A 15,598-nucleotide genomic window follows, 5' to 3' on the forward strand; every position below is an offset into this window, starting at 1 on the left:
CTCAGTCCTGCTCGAGACGCAGGTCCAGGCGGGTCATGGCTTTCTGCAACTGGTCGACGGCGGCGTCGATCAGTGCCGCGCGGCCGTCATTGCACGCCCGCTCCAGTTGTTCGCAACACTCGACCAGGCCAAGCGCTTGCACCAACAGCGCCCCGCCCTTGATCCGGTGTGCCAGTGTCTGCAAACCCGGGCGGTTGTCGCTGGCGTGCAAGGCCAGCAAATGCACGCGGTCCTCACGGTTGGTCAGCGCCAGATCGTGCAGCAGTTGATCGACCAGCTCAGGGTCCGTATCCGCATAGCGCTCCAGCCCGCTCAAGTCGAACTCGGCCAAGCCTGGGTCGTCATTTGCCGCCGGGGGTGTGCTGGAAAAGCGCAGAGCCAGCCACGCCTGCAAATCCACCAGGCGAATGGGTTTGAACAGGCAATCGTCCATGCCCGCCGCCTGACAGCGGATTTTCTCCTCAGCCTGCGCATTGGCGGTAAAGCCCAGAATCAGCGTCGGCGACAACCCCTGCAGCCGCTCTTGCTCACGTATTGCGCCCGCCAATTCGTAACCGCTGAGCACCGGCATGTTGCAGTCGGTAATGACCAGTTCGAAACTCTGTTCGAAACTCTGTCCGCGCCACTGTTCAAGCCCCTGCGCCCCGTCCTCCGCCAGCACCACACTGTGGCCCAGATAGCTCAGCTGCCGCGAGAGCAGCAGGCGATTGGCCGGGTAATCGTCAACCACCAGGATCGACAACGCCCGGGTCGTGAGCTGCGCCGAGTCCTGGGGCATCCCCTCCGCGGGCAACGCTTGCAGGGCGGGCAGCATCAGGCTGATGTCCACCCGCGTGCCGCGCCCAGGCTCACTGTCGAGATGCAACTGCCCGCCCATCATTTCGCACAAGGTACGACTGATTACCAGGCCCAGGCCGGACCCTTGCCGGGCGGTCTGCTGATTGTTATCGGCCTGCACGAACGGGCTGAACAGGCGTTGCTGGTCGAAAGCGCTGATACCAATGCCGCTGTCCTCGATCCGTACGCTGACGGCGAGATGCGCCGGAGCTTGCGGCCGCACTCGCAGTGTCAGGCTCACCTGGCCTGCACGGGTGAACTTGATGGCGTTGCTCAGCAGATTGGACAGCACTTGTTTGAAGCGCACGGGATCGAGCATCACATCAAGGTCACTGTGTTCGGCGAGCTCGACCCGCCATTGCAGATTCTTCTGAATCGCCAGCCCTTCGAAAACCCGGCAGACCGATGTCACCAGCGCATGCAGGTTGACCCGCTCCGGCGCCAACGACAAATGCCCAGATTCGATCCGGGCGACGTCCAGAATGTCGCCGATCAAATCCAGCAATTGCTGCCCGGCATTTGACGCGACCTCGATGGCGGCGCGGTCGGTCACCCCTTCATCGGCCCGTTTCAGCGCCAGTTCGAGCATGCCGATCAAGGCGTTCATCGGCGTGCGAATCTCATGGCTCATGGTGGCCAGGAACGTGGTCTTGGCCCGGTTGGCGTCGTCCGCCGCGTCCTTGGCTTCCTGCAATTGCCCGAGCAATTGCTGACGCTGGCGAATCTGCCGCCGCTGCCAGACGATCCCGGCCAACGCGAGCAACAGCAAGACACCCGCCAGCGCAAACGCCTGCAAGATCGCCTGTCGGTGTCGCAGCCAGTAGCTCTGCTCGACCACCGAGTCATAGCGCCAGGGTTGAGTCAGTTCGTCTATTTCTTCGGGAGGAATGCTTAACAGCGCCTTATCCAGAATCGAATGCAGTTCGGCAGCCTCGCGACTGGTTGCCAGAGTGCTTCGGACAGGGTTGGCACCCACGGTGCTGGTCACCTGCAGGCGATCGCGATACTGCCGGGAAATCAGGTAGCGAGCGCTGATCAAGGAGTTGATGCCGCCGTGGACCTTGCCCTGGGCGACCATTTTCATGGCGTCCGTCGACAGTGGTGCATCCACCAGCTGGATCTGCGGGTGATGCTGGCGAAGGTATTCGCCGGCAATGTTGCCCTGGGTCAGTGCCAGGGCTTTTCCCGCCATGTCTTCCAGCGTCCTGGGGCTGTCCCCGGTCGCTCGGGTCACCAGCACCGAAGGGCTGCTCAGAAACGCCCGGGTGAACAGCAGTTCATCCTCACGCTGGGAACTGAGGCCGATACCGGCCAGCACATCGACCTGCCCACTGGTGATGCCGGACACCATATCAGTCACTGATTTCATGCTCTGGATGTCGAATTGCAGCCCGGTGCGCGAAGTGATTTTCGCCAGCACATCGACGCTGATACCGCGAAACTTGCCTTCGCTGTCGATAAATGAAATCGGCGGAATATTGTCGTTGATTGCCACCCTCACCCGCGGGTGGCGTTCGAGCCAGTGCTGTTCCGCCACACTCAATTGCAATGACCGGGTGCCGTGGATAGATACGCCATTGCCCCCCCAGCGACGCAGAATGTTCATCTGTTCATTGGGGGTGATGGCCGCCAAAGCCTTGTTGACGATGCGCAACAGCGAAACGTTGTCGCGGGTCATCGCGAAGGCAAAGCGCCCGGACTCCATGGGCGAGAAGTCGGTCAGTTGCACGTTGTTCAGGTAGTTCCTGCTGATCAGGTAGTGGGCATTGATCGCATCGCCCAGATAGACATCGGCCTGGCCGAAAGCCACGGCACCCATCGCCGCCAGTGTCGAGGGAAACAGCTGGACCTGCGCCTTGGAATAGAACTGTTGCACGCTGTATTCGGGCAAGTAGTGATACAGCATCACCAACCGCTGGCCGGCCAGAGTCGAGTCAAGCACCGGAGGGGAATCGGTGCGGGTGACCAGCACCGGTTGATCGACCGCGTAGGCGCTGGACATCTGTAACTGTGGGTCCTCGGCTTCATATCGATTGGCGGTTCCCAGAAGGTCTGCCCGCCCCTCCTTGATGGCCTGCAGCGCGTCGGCTCGCGACGGATAACAGTGCACCTCTATGTCGATGTTCAACAATTGTTCGAGCAACCCGGCGTAATCGGCTGTCACGCCTTCGAACACCTTGCCCGCCGTATTGAACTCGAAGGGGGGATAGTCCGGTCCCGAGACAGCCAGCACCAATTTGCCCTTTTGCTGCAGCCAGCGTAACTCGGTGTCCGACAACCTGACGCTCAGGCCTTCGGCACTCGAGCGTCCCAACAGGGTCAACGACTGTTGCGCACAGACAGTCGATGCCCAGAGAAGAAGGCCCGTCAGCAACCAACCAGCCAGTCGTCGGAAAACGTTCATTCAGATCAGGTGATTGCGCAGGGCGAAATCCCTCAAGTGCACCGACGAGCTCATGTTGAGCTTGAGGATGAGCCGGGTCTTGTAGGTACTGACGGTCTTGTAGCTCAGGTGCATGATCTCGGCGATCTCCAGGTTTTTCGAGCCCCGGGCCAGGTACTGCAGAATGGTCAGTTCACGATTGGAGAGTTTGTCGATCAACTGCTTTTCACTGCGTTGCAACTGTCCCATCGCCACAGAGCTCGAGGGGGTCTGGGCGAAATAGGTGTAGCCGGCCATCACCGAATTCACCGCCGCCTTCAAGTCATCCAGGTCCTTGCTCTTGGAAACATAGGCAACAGCCCCGGCACGCATGCAGCGGTCCTGATAGAACTGCGCCTCCAGCGAGGTAAACACCACCACACGACATCGGGTGTTTTCAGCCTTTATGCGATCCATCACCTCAAGCCCCGCCACCCCGGGAAGACCCAGATCAAGCAGCACGACATCCGGTTGATGCTCCCGGATCAACGACAGGACCTCGTCGCCACGAGAGGCCTCGTAAATCTGCTTGAACCCTTCACCCTTGAGTATGAGTTTGATCATGGAGCGAACCACCGGATGATCTTCCACAATCAGTGCTGACTTCATGACAACTCCCGTGCAAAACAACACGATCGGGCAAAAAATGCCCTCCAGGCACCGCAGCGGTTGGGCACAACGCTGCGCAAAGACAATTGCATGGAAGGCTGGAAAGAACTACCTGACAGAAATGACAGTTCCGACAAACGGCAGGCGACGATCGACGGTGCTCATCAACTGCGTAATCGACGCCAGGTCAGGCAGAACGGCCTGGCTGACCTGGACTTTGCCCGAGACAGGCGGCGCCGGCGCCTGCTGTTCATTGAAGATAAACCCGTGATGAACCTGTGGGTTGTCAGCCAGGAAACTGAACAGGTCCAGCCCTTCACTGGCCATCGCCCCATTGACGAGCACCAGGTCCAGGGGCTCGCCAGCGTACTCCACCAGTGGAAGGAGCTCGTCGAGGCTGTGCACCGGCGCCACCCGAAAGTAGCCGAGCTGGTTGAACAGCCGCTCGATCCGCAGGCGATTGAAGTGCTGCGCATCGGCGATCAGGATGCGCAAGGATTTATCCGGCAAGGTGACCTCCAAAAGGATGTCGGTTTCAAGAGGTCGCAAAGCCTACGGAAGCCCCTCCCAGGTTTATGTAGGAATATTCCTAAATGAATGTCGGTTAGTCTGACGTTTGCCAGGGAAACCTTGGCCTTCACTCCGTAGTACTAGGACTCCAGAACGCCTGCACCACCAGGGTCGAGGTCGAAATCCGGGCCACCAGCGCATCCAGTTCATCACCATCGACCGAGGTGGTCGCCAGAGTGGCTTCGATTTCAATTTCATCCGTGCCGAAGGCATGCACATCGACATCGCTGGCCGGATAGTTGCTGCGCTCCAGCTCGGCTTCGAGCAAGGCCAGCACGGTTTTTTGCTGCGTACGCCGGGCGATGACATAGACGATGTTGGTGACTTCCGCCGAAATCACGTCCAGCGGCTGACGGTTGATGTTGTTGACGATCGGCCGCAGCAAGGTGTTGGCCGCCAGCACGAACAGCGTGCCGAGCAAGGCCTCGGCCAGCAGGTCGGCACCGGCGCAGGCACCGACCGCCGCCGAGGTCCAGAGGGTGGCGGCCGTATTGAGGCCGCGCACATTGCCCTCTTCACGCATGATCACCCCGGCCCCGAGAAAACCGATGCCGGACACCACATACGCAACGACCCGCACGGCGCCATCGGCACCGGCAAGCCGGTTGGCCATGTCGACGAAAATCGCCGCGCCCACCGCCACCAGCACGTTGGTGCGCAGGCCGGCGGTGCGCTGCCGGTACTGGCGCTCGAAACCGATCAGGCCACCGAGGATGAAGGCTGCGCTGAGGCTGACCAGGGTGTCGAGCAGAGAGGTCAGGTTGAGGTTGTTGATGGCTTGCATGAAAACTCCTTAAAAAACCCACGATCCCCTGTGGCGAGGGGGCTTGCCCCCGTTGGGTTGCGAAGCGACCCCAAGACCGAAAAACGCGGTGCTTCCAGTAAACCGTGCTCTCAGGTTTTGCGGTTGCTGCGCAACCGAACGGGGGCAAGCCCCCTCGCCACAAGGGTTATGCGGACACTCCTTATTGCCAGCCAAACCGCCGGATGTAGACCCCCTTCACCGCCTGTGTCAGCGCCATGTACGCCAGCAGGATCACCGGCAGGAACACGAAGTACAGCGACGGCAATGCCTGCAGCTTGAAGTAATGCGCCAGCGGGCCCATCGGCAGGAAAATCCCCACGGCCATGATCAACCCGGTCATCACCAGCAACGGCATGGCCGCGCGGCTTTGCAGGAACGGGATCTTCGGCGTGCGGATCATGTGCACGATCAGTGTCTGGGTCAGCAACCCGACCACGAACCAGCCGGACTGGAACAGGGTCTGGTGATCCGGGGTGCTGGCATCGAACACGTACCACATCAAGGCGAATGTAGTGATGTCGAAGATCGAACTGATCGGCCCGAAGAACAGCATGAAGCGCCCGACATCCGCCGGCTGCCAGCGCTGCGGTTGCTTGAGCATCTCGTCATCGACGTTATCGAACGGAATGGCGATCTGCGAAATGTCGTAGAGCAGGTTCTGCACCAGCAGGTGCATCGGCAGCATCGGCAGGAAGGGGATGAACGCACTGGCCACCAGCACCGAGAACACGTTGCCGAAGTTCGAACTGGCGGTCATCTTGATGTACTTGAGCATGTTGGCGAAGGTCCGGCGCCCTTCCAGCACGCCCTCCTCCAGCACCATCAGGCTCTTTTCCAGCAGGATGATGTCGGCTGCCTCCTTGGCGATGTCCACGGCACTGTCCACGGAAATGCCGATGTCGGCAGTGCGCAGGGCCGGGGCGTCGTTGATGCCGTCGCCCATGAAACCGACCACATGGCCGTTACCCTTGAGCAGACGGACGATGCGTTCCTTGTGCGACGGCGTAAGTTTGGCGAAGACGTTGGTGGTCTCTACGGCTTTCGCCAGCTCGGCGTCGCTCATGCGCTCGATGTCGTTGCCCATCAGCAGCCCCTGCTGCTCCAGGCCGACTTCGCGGCAGATCTTCGCTGTAACCAGTTCGTTGTCACCGGTCAGCACTTTCACCGCCACGCCATGGGCCGCCAGCGCCTTGAGGGCCGGCGCGGTGCTTTCTTTCGGCGGATCGAGAAAGGCCACATAACCGATCAGCGTCAGGGCCTGTTCATCGGCCAAGCCGTAGGTGTCGCGGCCTTCGACCATTGGCCGTGCCGCTACCGCAACCACCCGCAGGCCCTCGGCGTTGAACGTGGCCGTGACCTGACGGATGCGCGCCAGCAGTTCTTCGCTCAAGGCTTCATCGACTTCGCCATGGCGCACCCGCGAGCAGACCGCCAACACTTCCTCCACCGCCCCCTTGCAGATCAGCAGGTGCGGTTGATCGCGCTCGGCGACCACCACCGACATACGCCGGCGAGTGAAGTCGAACGGAATCTCGTCGACCTTGCGAAACGCCGTGCCGACTTTCAGTTCACGATGGATTTCGACGTGCTCGAGCACCGCCACATCCAGCAGGTTTTTCAGGCCGGTCTGGTAGTAGCTGTTGAGGTAGGCCATTTCCAGCACGTCATCCGAGTCGTTGCCCCAGACGTCGACGTTGCGCGCCAGGAAGATCTTGTCCTGGGTCAGGGTGCCGGTCTTGTCGGTGCACAGCACGTCCATGGCGCCGAAGTTCTGGATCGCGTCGAGGCGTTTGACGATGACTTTCTTGCGCGACAGGAACACCGCGCCCTTGGCCAGGGTCGAGGTGACGATCATCGGCAGCATTTCCGGAGTCAGGCCCACGGCAATCGACAGTGCGAACAGCAGCGCTTCGGTCCAGTCGCCCTTGGTGAAACCGTTGATGAACAACACCAGCGGCGCCATCACGAACATGAAGCGAATCAACAGCCAGCTGACTTTGTTGACGCCGGTCTGGAACGAAGTCGGCGTGCGATCCGTCGCCCCGACCCGCTGGGCCAGGGCGCCGAAATAGGTGCTGTTGCCGGTGGTGAGGATCACCGCCATGGCCGTGCCGGACACCACGTTGGTGCCCATGAACAGGATGTTGTCCAGGTCCAGCGGGTTCTGCGTGTCGCGGTCCTGCTGCCGGGGAAATTTCTCCACCGGCATCGATTCGCCGGTCATGGCCGCCTGGCTGACGAACAGGTCCTTGGCGCTGAGCACCCGGCAATCGGCGGGAATCATGTCCCCGGCCGACAGCACGATCAGGTCACCCGGCACCAGTTGTTTGATCGGCAATTCGATGCGCTGCGCGCTGTGGTTCTCAAGGTCCCGGCGCATCACTGTGGCCGTGTTGCTGACCATGGCCTTGAGAGCATCGGCGGCCTGATTGGACTTGGTTTCCTGCCAGAAACGCAGCAGGGTCGAGAGCACCACCATGGAGAAAATCACGATGGCGGCTTTCATGTCTTCGGTCAGCCAGGAGATGACCGCCAGCAGTGTCAGCAGCAGGTTGAACGGATTCTTGTAGCAGTGCCACAGGTGCGTCCACCAGGGCAGCGGTTGTTCGTGCTCGACTTCATTGAGGCCGAACTGCTCGCGCAGGGCATCGGCTTCAGGCTCGCTCAAGCCATCGGTGTGAGAGCCGAGTGTGTCGAGCAACTGGCCAGTTTCGCTGCCGGCAGCGTTGACCAGGGTTTGCGCCAGGGTGGGCGGGACTTCACGGCTGACCGTGGTGTCGGTGAAGGTTTCCAGCAACGCCAGGCGACGGAAGTGCCGGGCGATGTGGCGGTTACGCAGGAAGCCTGCGAAGAATTCCTTGAGGGTAGGTTTCATGGCTGGTGCCCCTTTGGTCAGCCGGGAAACCGTCGAGCAGGCAGGTCCACGCCTCTGCCGCCGGAACAACCGGCAAAGCAAGGCCTGGCGCGCCGGTCACGAATGACAGGCGTGTCGATAGAGCGGCGGCCACGACAAAAAGTCGAAACCACACACTGTTCAGTGTCGATGAGAGGGACGTCGGGACACGGCCGGGACTGGCCATGATCAGGATGCCGCTGCTCGCTTGTCGGCGAGACAACGGCACAGGAGACTGCGCGTTATCTTGCCGAGAAAATGCCGGTTACCGAGACCGGCCGACAACTGTCACTCGAACAAGTACCCACTGTGGGTCTCCGTAATGGATGAAAACGCGCGAAGCTTACGCCCCGATGTTTGGGGAGTAAACCCGTTACATAGTCTTGCAGGGGCAATCTCGGAGTTCTTCAGGAAGGGTTCAGGAATCAATGTTTGCGGTGTTCTTTCCGGCCCCTTCGCGAGCAAGCCCGCTCCCACAATTGATCTGCGAACACAGGGCAAAATGTGGGAGCGGGCTTGCTCGCGAAGGCGGCCTGTCAGGCGCTGAAAAACTTAGCTGGCGGTTGCCAACAACAGATCCACCACCGACCGCCCATGCCCGCGATGCTTGCCGTGCTCATACAAAGAGCCGGCAATCTCATCGGCACGGATCGGCAGGATCGACAACAAGGTGTCGCTCAGCCCGTGGCTGGCCTGGCAGAAGCCCTGCATGTAGAGGCCGGCCTTGCAGCGTTCATCCGTGATCAGTTTGTAATTGCGATCGACCTTGAAATCGCCCAGGTACTCTTCCAGCGGCGCCAGCAGCTTGCGGTGCATCTGCCGCTCGTAACCGGTGGCCAGCACCACGGCGTCGTAGTGACGCACCGAGACTTCACCGGTGGCGTTGTTGCGCAGCACCAGTTCGACGCCGCGTTCGTTGGCGGTGGCCTTTTCGATCGTGGTCAGGGTATGGAACGCATGACGGGCGATGCCCGAGACCTTCTGCCGGTAGAAGATGCCGTAGATGCGCTCGATCAGATCGATGTCCACCACCGAATAGTTGGTGTTGTGGTACTCGTTGACCAGGCGCTCGCGCTCGCTGTCGGGCTGCTGGAACACCAGGTCGGTGAACTCCGGCGAGAACACTTCGTTGACGAAGGGGCTATCGTCGGCCGGCTTGAGTGCCGAGCCGCGCAGGATCATGTCCACCTGCACCGACGGGAAGCTGTCGTTCAAATCGATGAAGGCCTCTGCGGCGCTCTGCCCGCCACCGATGATCGCAATGCTCATCGGCTGGTTGTTCACGCACGGTTGTTTGGCCATCTGCGCCAGGTACTGGGAATGGTGGAACACCCGGCCGTCATCCTTGAGCGCCTTGAACACTTCGGGAATACGCGGCGTGCCACCGGCGCTGACCACCACCGAACGGGTGGTGCGTACCTGTTGATGGCCGCTCGCATCGCGGGAAATCACCCGCAGTGCCTCGACCTGATGGTTGTGCAGCACCGGCTCGATGGTCAGCACTTCTTCGCCGTAACGGCTTTGCGCCGAGAACTGCCCTGCAACCCAGCGCAGGTAGTCGTTGTACTCCATGCGGCACGGATAGAAGGTGCCCAGGTTGATGAAGTCCACCAGGCGCCCGTGGGCCTTGAGGTAATTGACGAACGAGTAAGGGCTGGTCGGGTTGCGCAGGGTCACCAGGTCCTTGAGGAAGGAAATCTGCAACTCGCTCTGGGTCACCAGGGTGTTGCCGTGCCAGCGATAGTCGGCCTGCTTGTCGAGAAACAGCACATCCAGGTTGCCCTGGCTCGCCCCGCGCTCTTGCAGCGCGATGGCCAGTGCCAGGTTCGACGGGCCGAAACCGACGCCGATCAGGTCGTGAACGAGGGGCGATGCAATTGCCTGTGTCATTTCCAGTGTCCTCTGGATGTTCCCCGCAACAGCGGGGCATTGAACCTAAGTGACCTGACCAGCCTTGGGCAGGGCAACAGGTCGTCTGTTGAGTAGGAACGAGGACAATGGAACAAAATTTAACCGGGCTTGATGAGTCCCGGAGGATCAGTGGCCTTCCCACTGGCGCATCCGCGTACGGCAATGCTTCATGGCATTGACGATGTGCTTTTCCACCAGCGCACGGGAAATGCCCAGTTGCCCGGCGATTTCCAGATGGGACAGGCCATCGATCTTGCGCAGCAGAAAACTCTCGCGGCACAGCCGTGGCAGCTCCGCCAGGGCACGCTGGAGCATTTCCAGACGCTGGCCGTGATCGAGGACCTTGTGCGGTGAAGGTATGAAGCAGCTTTCTTCGCTGTCGAGTACGTCCAGCGGCTCGGTGCGACGCAAGGCGTTGCGCCGATGGTCATCGACGACCAGGTTGAGAGCGGTGCGATAAAGGAATGCCCGGGGCTGCTCGATCGGTGTATCGCTGGAACGCTCCAGGACCCGCAGGTAAGCGTCATGCACCACATCTTCGGCCACCTGACGGTTGCCCAGCCTGGCGTTCAGGAAACACACCAGCTCGCGATAGTAGTTCTCCAACATGACTCCCGTCCGCACGGGGGTGCGGTTGCTGTCCTTGAGCCGTTTCGGCGACTGCTGGAACACGCAGTGGCACGATAGTGGCAGTTTTAGAAGTGTAATTTATAGTAATTCTCATATAGATTTAAAGTACTGCTTCACCTCGCCCGATAAATAGTCCCCCGCAGGTGTTACGTCGTGTGTCTGTAGCTAAATTCACGGGGGCTTTCATCGTATTAAGGACAGCTCCCCGTCTCTGCCCGGACGGGCCGATTTCCCAAGGCCGGAACCCTGCATGAAACGCCCCCGACAGACCCGACGCGCCCTGCTTGCAGCACTTTGTCTGATCCCCGTGGTGGCTGTCGCCGCCTGGCAGTTCATCCCGCCGGGCCGCGACCAGTTCACCACCGTCCAGGTCAGCCGCGCCGACATTGAAAGCAGCGTCACCGCCCTGGGCACCCTGCAACCGCGGCGTTATGTCGACGTCGGCGCCCAGGCCTCCGGGCAAATCCACAAGATCCACGTGGAAGTCGGCGACCGGGTCAAGGAAGGCCAGTTGCTGGTGGAAATCGACCCGTCCACGCAACAGGCCAAACTCGATGCCGGACGCTTCTCCATCGAAAACCTCAAGGCGCAGCTGCAGGAACAGCGGGCGCAACACGAACTGGCCCGGCAGAAATACCAGCGCCAGCAGAACCTCGCCGCTGGCGGCGCCACCCGTGAAGAAGACGTGCAGACCGCCCAGGCCGAACTGCGCGTGACCCAGGCGCGCATCGACATGTTCCAGGCGCAGATCCGCCAGGCCGAAGCCAGCCTGCGCAGCGATCAGGCGGAGCTCGGCTACACGCGGATTTATGCACCGATGGCCGGCACAGTGGTGGCGCTGGATGCCCGCGAGGGCCAGACTCTCAACGCCCAACAGCAGACACCGCTGATCCTGCGCATCGCCAAGCTGTCGCCAATGACTGTCTGGGCCGAGGTCTCGGAGGCCGACATCGGCCACGTCAAACCCGGCATGCACGCCTGGTTCACCACCCTGAGCGGCGGCACCCGGCGCTGGACCAGCACCGTGCGGCAAATCCTCCCCGTGCCGCCCAAGCCACTGGACCAGACCAGCCAGGGCGGCGGCAACCCCGCCAGCACCAGCAAAAGCGGGAGTGCCCGCGTGGTGCTGTACACCGTGCTGCTGGACGTCGACAACGCTGACAACGCGCTGATGGCGGAAATGACCACCCAGGTGTTCTTCGTCGCCAACCAGGCGCAGAACGTCCTCACCGCACCCATCGCCGCCCTGCAAACCGGCGCACAGCCAGACCTGCAGACCGCGCAAGTGGTCGCCAAAAACGGCAGCATCGAACAGCGCAACGTGCGCACCGGCATCAGTGACCGCCTGCGGGTGCAGATCCTCGACGGCCTGCAAGAAGGCGATCACCTGTTGATCGGCCCGGTCGACGGGAGTGGCGGCTGAATGCTGACGCCCCTGATCGAACTTTCGGACATCCGCAAAGCCTACGGCGGTGGCGAGGCGCCTGAAGTTCACGTATTGTGCGGTATCGATCTGTCGATCCATGCCGGGGAGTTCGTGGCGATTGTCGGCGCCTCCGGTTCCGGCAAGTCGACGCTGATGAACATCCTCGGCTGCCTCGACCGTCCGACCTCGGGCGAATACCGTTTCGCCGGGGAAAACGTCGCCGCCCTCGACAGCGACGAACTGGCCTGGCTGCGGCGCGAAGCCTTCGGTTTTGTGTTCCAGGGCTATCACCTGATTCCGTCGGGTTCGGCCCAGGAGAACGTCGAGATGCCGGCCATCTATGCCGGCACTCCGGCCGCCGAACGCCACGCCCGCGCCGCCGCCCTGCTCGAGCGCCTCGGCCTGGCTTCGCGAACCGGCAACCGCCCCCATCAACTCTCCGGCGGCCAGCAGCAACGGGTGTCGATCGCCCGCGCGCTGATGAACGGCGGCCACATCATCCTTGCCGACGAACCCACCGGCGCCCTCGACAGCCACAGCGGTGCCGAGGTCATGAGCCTGCTCGACGAGCTGGCGAGCCAGGGCCACGTGGTGATCCTCATCACCCACGACCGCGAAGTGGCGGCCCGGGCCAAACGCATCATCGAGATCCGCGACGGCCTGATCATCAGCGACAGCGCCAGTGAAAACCCGACCGCGCAACATTCGGCCAACCCGGGTGCGCTACAAGCCGTCGACCTGCGCAAGCGCTTGAGTGAAGGCGCCGAAGCCACCGGCGCCTGGAAGGGCGAATTGGTCGATGCCGTGCACGCGGCGTGGCGGGTGATGTGGATCAACAAGTTCCGCACCGCGCTGACCCTGCTCGGGATCATCATCGGCGTCGCCTCGGTGGTGGTGATGCTGGCCGTGGGTGAAGGCAGCAAACGCCAGGTGATGGCGCAGATGGGCGCGTTCGGTTCCAACATCATTTACCTCAGCGGCTCGGCGCCCAACCCGCGTACGCCGATGGGCATCATCACCCTCGATGAGGTCGCAGCGATTGCCAGCTTGCCCCAGGTCATGCGGATCATGCCGGTCAACGGCCAGGAGGCCGGGGTGCGCTTCGGCAACCTTGATCACATGAGCTATGTCGGTGGCAACGACACCAACTTCCCGGCGATCTTCAACTGGCCGGTGGTCGAAGGCAGCTACTTCACCCAAGCCGATGAACAGAACGCCGCGGCGGTCGCAGTGATCGGGCACAAGGTGCGGACCAAGTTGCTCAAGGACGTGGCCAACCCGATCGGCCAGTACATCCTGATCGAAAACGTACCCTTCCAGGTGGTCGGCGTGCTCGCCGAAAAAGGCGCCAGCTCCGGCGACTCCGACAGCGACGACCGCATTGCCATCCCCTACTCCGCCGCCAGTGTACGCCTGTTCGGCACGCACAATCCCGAGTACATCGCCATCGCCGCCGCCGACGCGCGCAAGGTCAAGGAAACCGAAAAAGCCATCGAGCAATTGATGCTGCGCCTGCACGACGGCAAGCACGACTTCGAACTGACCAACAATGCCGCAATGATCCAGGCCGAGGCACGCACGCAAAACACCCTGTCGCTGATGCTCGGTTCGATTGCCGCCATTTCGCTGCTGGTCGGCGGGATCGGCGTGATGAACATCATGCTCATGACCGTGCGCGAGCGGACTCGCGAGATCGGCATCCGCATGGCCACCGGTGCGCGCCAGCGCGACATCCTGCGCCAGTTCCTCACCGAGGCAGTGATGCTCTCGGTGGTGGGCGGCCTCACCGGGATCGCCCTGGCGCTGATCGTCGGTGGCGTGCTGATTTTCAGCGAAGTGGCTGTCGCGTTCTCCCTGATAGCGGTGCTGGGCGCCTTCGGCTGCGCCCTGGTCACCGGTGTTGTTTTCGGCTTTATGCCGGCCCGCAAAGCTGCCCGACTCGACCCGGTCACGGCCCTTACCAGTGAATGATCGATTGATGAAGCCGCCACTCAGTGTGTTAACCCTGTGCCTGTTGCTCAGTGCCTGCGGCACCCCGGCCCAGCGCCCCGACAGCGGCATCCAGCCGCCGGCCTCTTGGCAATCGCCGCACACCGCAGGCGCTGTCCATGACAACCAGCAATGGTGGAATCGCTTCGGCAGCCCGCAACTGGGTCGCCTGATCGAACAGGCGCGCCTCGGCAGTTACGACTTGGCCGCCGCCATCGCCAGAGTGCGCCAGGCCCAGGCCGACACGGTCATCGCTGGCGGCTCGCAACTGCCGGAGGTCAAGGCCGGGGCCAATGCCAATCGCCAGAAGCTGATGCGAGGCAGCGGCTACAGTCAGCTCGATGCCGACAGCGATAACGACGCCGTCGACTACTTCAATGCCAACCTGGTGGCCAGCTACGAAATCGATTTCTGGGGCGGCCAGCAGGCCAGCCGCGACAGTGCGCAATTGAGTCTGAACGCCAGCGAGTTCGACCAGGCCACCGTGGAATTGACCTTGCTCAGCGGCGTGGCCAACAGTTACGCGCAAGCCTTGTCGTTGCAGGAGCAGAGCCGCATCGCCGAGTTGAACCTGACCAATGCGCAAAGCGTGCTGAAACTGGTGCAGACCCGCTTCGATTCGGGCTCGGCCACGGCCCTTGAACTGGCGCAGCAAAAAAGCCTGGTGGCGGCGCAGCAACGCCAGCTGCCGCTGGTGCGGCAACAGGCCGAGGAGGCGCGAATCAGCCTCGCCGCCCTGCTCGGCCGCCCGGTACAGGCACTGTCGCTGGGGCAGGAACGCTTCGATCAACTGACCTGGCCGGCCATCGACGCCGGGGTACCCAGCCAGTTGCTCAGCCGCCGTCCGGACATTGCCCGGGCCGAGGCGCAACTGGCCGCCGCCCAGGCCGACGTCACCGTCGCCCGGGCCGCCATGCTGCCCACCGTGACCCTCACCGCCGAAATCGGCTCCGGGGCCGACCGGGCCGACGATATTCTGCGCAGTCCCTTCTACAACCTCAGCGCCGGGCTGCTTGCGCCGGTGTTCAACAACGGCCGCCTCGGCGCCCAGCGCGACAAGGCCACGGCACGCCAGCAAGAACTGCTGGAATCCTATCGCGGCGCGATCATCAACGGCTTCGCCGACGTCGAAAAAGCCCTCAACAGCATTCGCGGGCTGGACGAACAGCGCGGGTGGCAGAGTGAAGAACTGAGCCAGGCACAGACCGCGTTCAACATCGCGCAAAGCCGTTACCAGGCCGGGGCCGAGGATTTGCTGACGGTCCTGGAAACCCAACGCACACTGTATGCGGCGCAGGATTTGAATGTGCAACTGCGCTTGTCGCGGATGCAGGCGAGTATTGCGTTGTACAAGGCGTTGGGTGGGGGGTGGCAGGCTCTTTAATCGTGGTGTCTGTCAGGACGCCTTCGCGAGCAAGCCCGCTCCCACATTTTGACCTGTGTTCACAGATCAATTGTGGGAGCGGGCTTGCTCGCGAAGGGGCAGGAACATTCAACATCAATGCC

Annotated in this window: 10 protein-coding genes; 3 read left to right on the forward strand and 7 right to left on the reverse strand. The window is 61.9% G+C overall.

Annotated features, from left to right (window positions below; translation table 11 throughout):
• Nucleotide 1: 1 nt before the first annotated feature.
• From ACXX83_RS15615 to ACXX83_RS15645, 7 genes are all read right to left on the reverse strand, one after another.
• Nucleotides 2-3,241: a transporter substrate-binding domain-containing protein gene (locus tag ACXX83_RS15615; protein WP_458549034.1), complete on the reverse strand. Its 3,240-nt coding sequence runs from the start codon at nucleotides 3,239-3,241 to the stop codon at nucleotides 2-4.
• Nucleotides 3,242-3,868, reverse strand: a complete 627-nt coding sequence (locus tag ACXX83_RS15620; protein WP_217835861.1) for a response regulator transcription factor — start codon at nucleotides 3,866-3,868, stop codon at nucleotides 3,242-3,244. It abuts the gene before it with no gap.
• 108 nt (nucleotides 3,869-3,976) lie between these two features.
• Nucleotides 3,977-4,378 (reverse strand): ANTAR domain-containing protein, encoded by a 402-nt coding sequence (locus ACXX83_RS15625; RefSeq protein WP_217835862.1) that lies wholly within the window; start codon nucleotides 4,376-4,378, stop codon nucleotides 3,977-3,979.
• A 127-nt stretch (nucleotides 4,379-4,505) separates the two neighbouring features.
• A complete protein-coding gene (locus ACXX83_RS15630; protein WP_217835863.1) occupies nucleotides 4,506-5,222 on the reverse strand; it encodes an MgtC/SapB family protein in 717 nt (238 codons plus the stop codon).
• Between the two features lie 181 nt (nucleotides 5,223-5,403).
• Entirely contained in the window at nucleotides 5,404-8,118 is a 2,715-nt protein-coding gene (gene mgtA / locus ACXX83_RS15635) for a magnesium-translocating P-type ATPase (RefSeq protein WP_458549035.1), read from the reverse strand.
• 570 nt (nucleotides 8,119-8,688) lie between these two features.
• Nucleotides 8,689-10,026 (reverse strand): lysine N(6)-hydroxylase/L-ornithine N(5)-oxygenase family protein, encoded by a 1,338-nt coding sequence (locus tag ACXX83_RS15640; protein ID WP_458549036.1) that lies wholly within the window; start codon nucleotides 10,024-10,026, stop codon nucleotides 8,689-8,691.
• Between the two features lie 147 nt (nucleotides 10,027-10,173).
• A complete protein-coding gene (locus ACXX83_RS15645) occupies nucleotides 10,174-10,656 on the reverse strand; it encodes a sigma-70 family RNA polymerase sigma factor (protein WP_302469571.1) in 483 nt (160 codons plus the stop codon).
• Nucleotides 10,657-10,927: 271 nt separating this feature from the next.
• On the opposite strand from ACXX83_RS15645, the gene ACXX83_RS15650 reads away from it, so the two are divergent.
• The 3 genes from ACXX83_RS15650 to ACXX83_RS15660 are packed head-to-tail and all read left to right on the forward strand — an operon-like array spanning nucleotide 10,928 to nucleotide 15,476.
• The gene (locus tag ACXX83_RS15650) at nucleotides 10,928-12,100 is read left to right on the forward strand and encodes an efflux RND transporter periplasmic adaptor subunit (protein ID WP_458549037.1); all 1,173 of its coding nucleotides are present in this window, start codon (nucleotides 10,928-10,930) and stop codon (nucleotides 12,098-12,100) included.
• Entirely contained in the window at nucleotides 12,101-14,074 is a 1,974-nt protein-coding gene (locus ACXX83_RS15655) for a MacB family efflux pump subunit (RefSeq protein WP_458549038.1), read from the forward strand. It abuts the gene before it with no gap.
• A 7-nt stretch (nucleotides 14,075-14,081) separates the two neighbouring features.
• Nucleotides 14,082-15,476, forward strand: a complete 1,395-nt coding sequence (locus ACXX83_RS15660; RefSeq protein WP_458549039.1) for an efflux transporter outer membrane subunit — start codon at nucleotides 14,082-14,084, stop codon at nucleotides 15,474-15,476.
• The last annotated feature ends 122 nt before the right edge of the window (nucleotides 15,477-15,598 follow it).

The sequence above is a fragment of the Pseudomonas sp. GNP012 genome, from assembly GCF_054343835.1.

What these genes read in the sequence shown, in the direction of transcription:
- ACXX83_RS15615 (WP_458549034.1), bottom strand. Translation starts at nt 3,241, where the DNA reads ATGAACGTTTTCCGACGACTGGCTGGTTGGTTGCTGACGGGCCTTCTT.
- ACXX83_RS15660 (WP_458549039.1), top strand. Translation starts at nt 14,082, where the DNA reads ATGAAGCCGCCACTCAGTGTGTTAACCCTGTGCCTGTTGCTCAGTGCC.
- ACXX83_RS15620 (WP_217835861.1), bottom strand. Translation starts at nt 3,868, where the DNA reads ATGAAGTCAGCACTGATTGTGGAAGATCATCCGGTGGTTCGCTCCATG.
- ACXX83_RS15655 (WP_458549038.1), top strand. Translation starts at nt 12,101, where the DNA reads ATGCTGACGCCCCTGATCGAACTTTCGGACATCCGCAAAGCCTACGGC.
- mgtA (WP_458549035.1), bottom strand. Translation starts at nt 8,118, where the DNA reads ATGAAACCTACCCTCAAGGAATTCTTCGCAGGCTTCCTGCGTAACCGC.
- ACXX83_RS15640 (WP_458549036.1), bottom strand. Translation starts at nt 10,026, where the DNA reads ATGACACAGGCAATTGCATCGCCCCTCGTTCACGACCTGATCGGCGTC.
- ACXX83_RS15650 (WP_458549037.1), top strand. Translation starts at nt 10,928, where the DNA reads ATGAAACGCCCCCGACAGACCCGACGCGCCCTGCTTGCAGCACTTTGT.
- ACXX83_RS15630 (WP_217835863.1), bottom strand. Translation starts at nt 5,222, where the DNA reads ATGCAAGCCATCAACAACCTCAACCTGACCTCTCTGCTCGACACCCTG.
- ACXX83_RS15645 (WP_302469571.1), bottom strand. Translation starts at nt 10,656, where the DNA reads ATGTTGGAGAACTACTATCGCGAGCTGGTGTGTTTCCTGAACGCCAGG.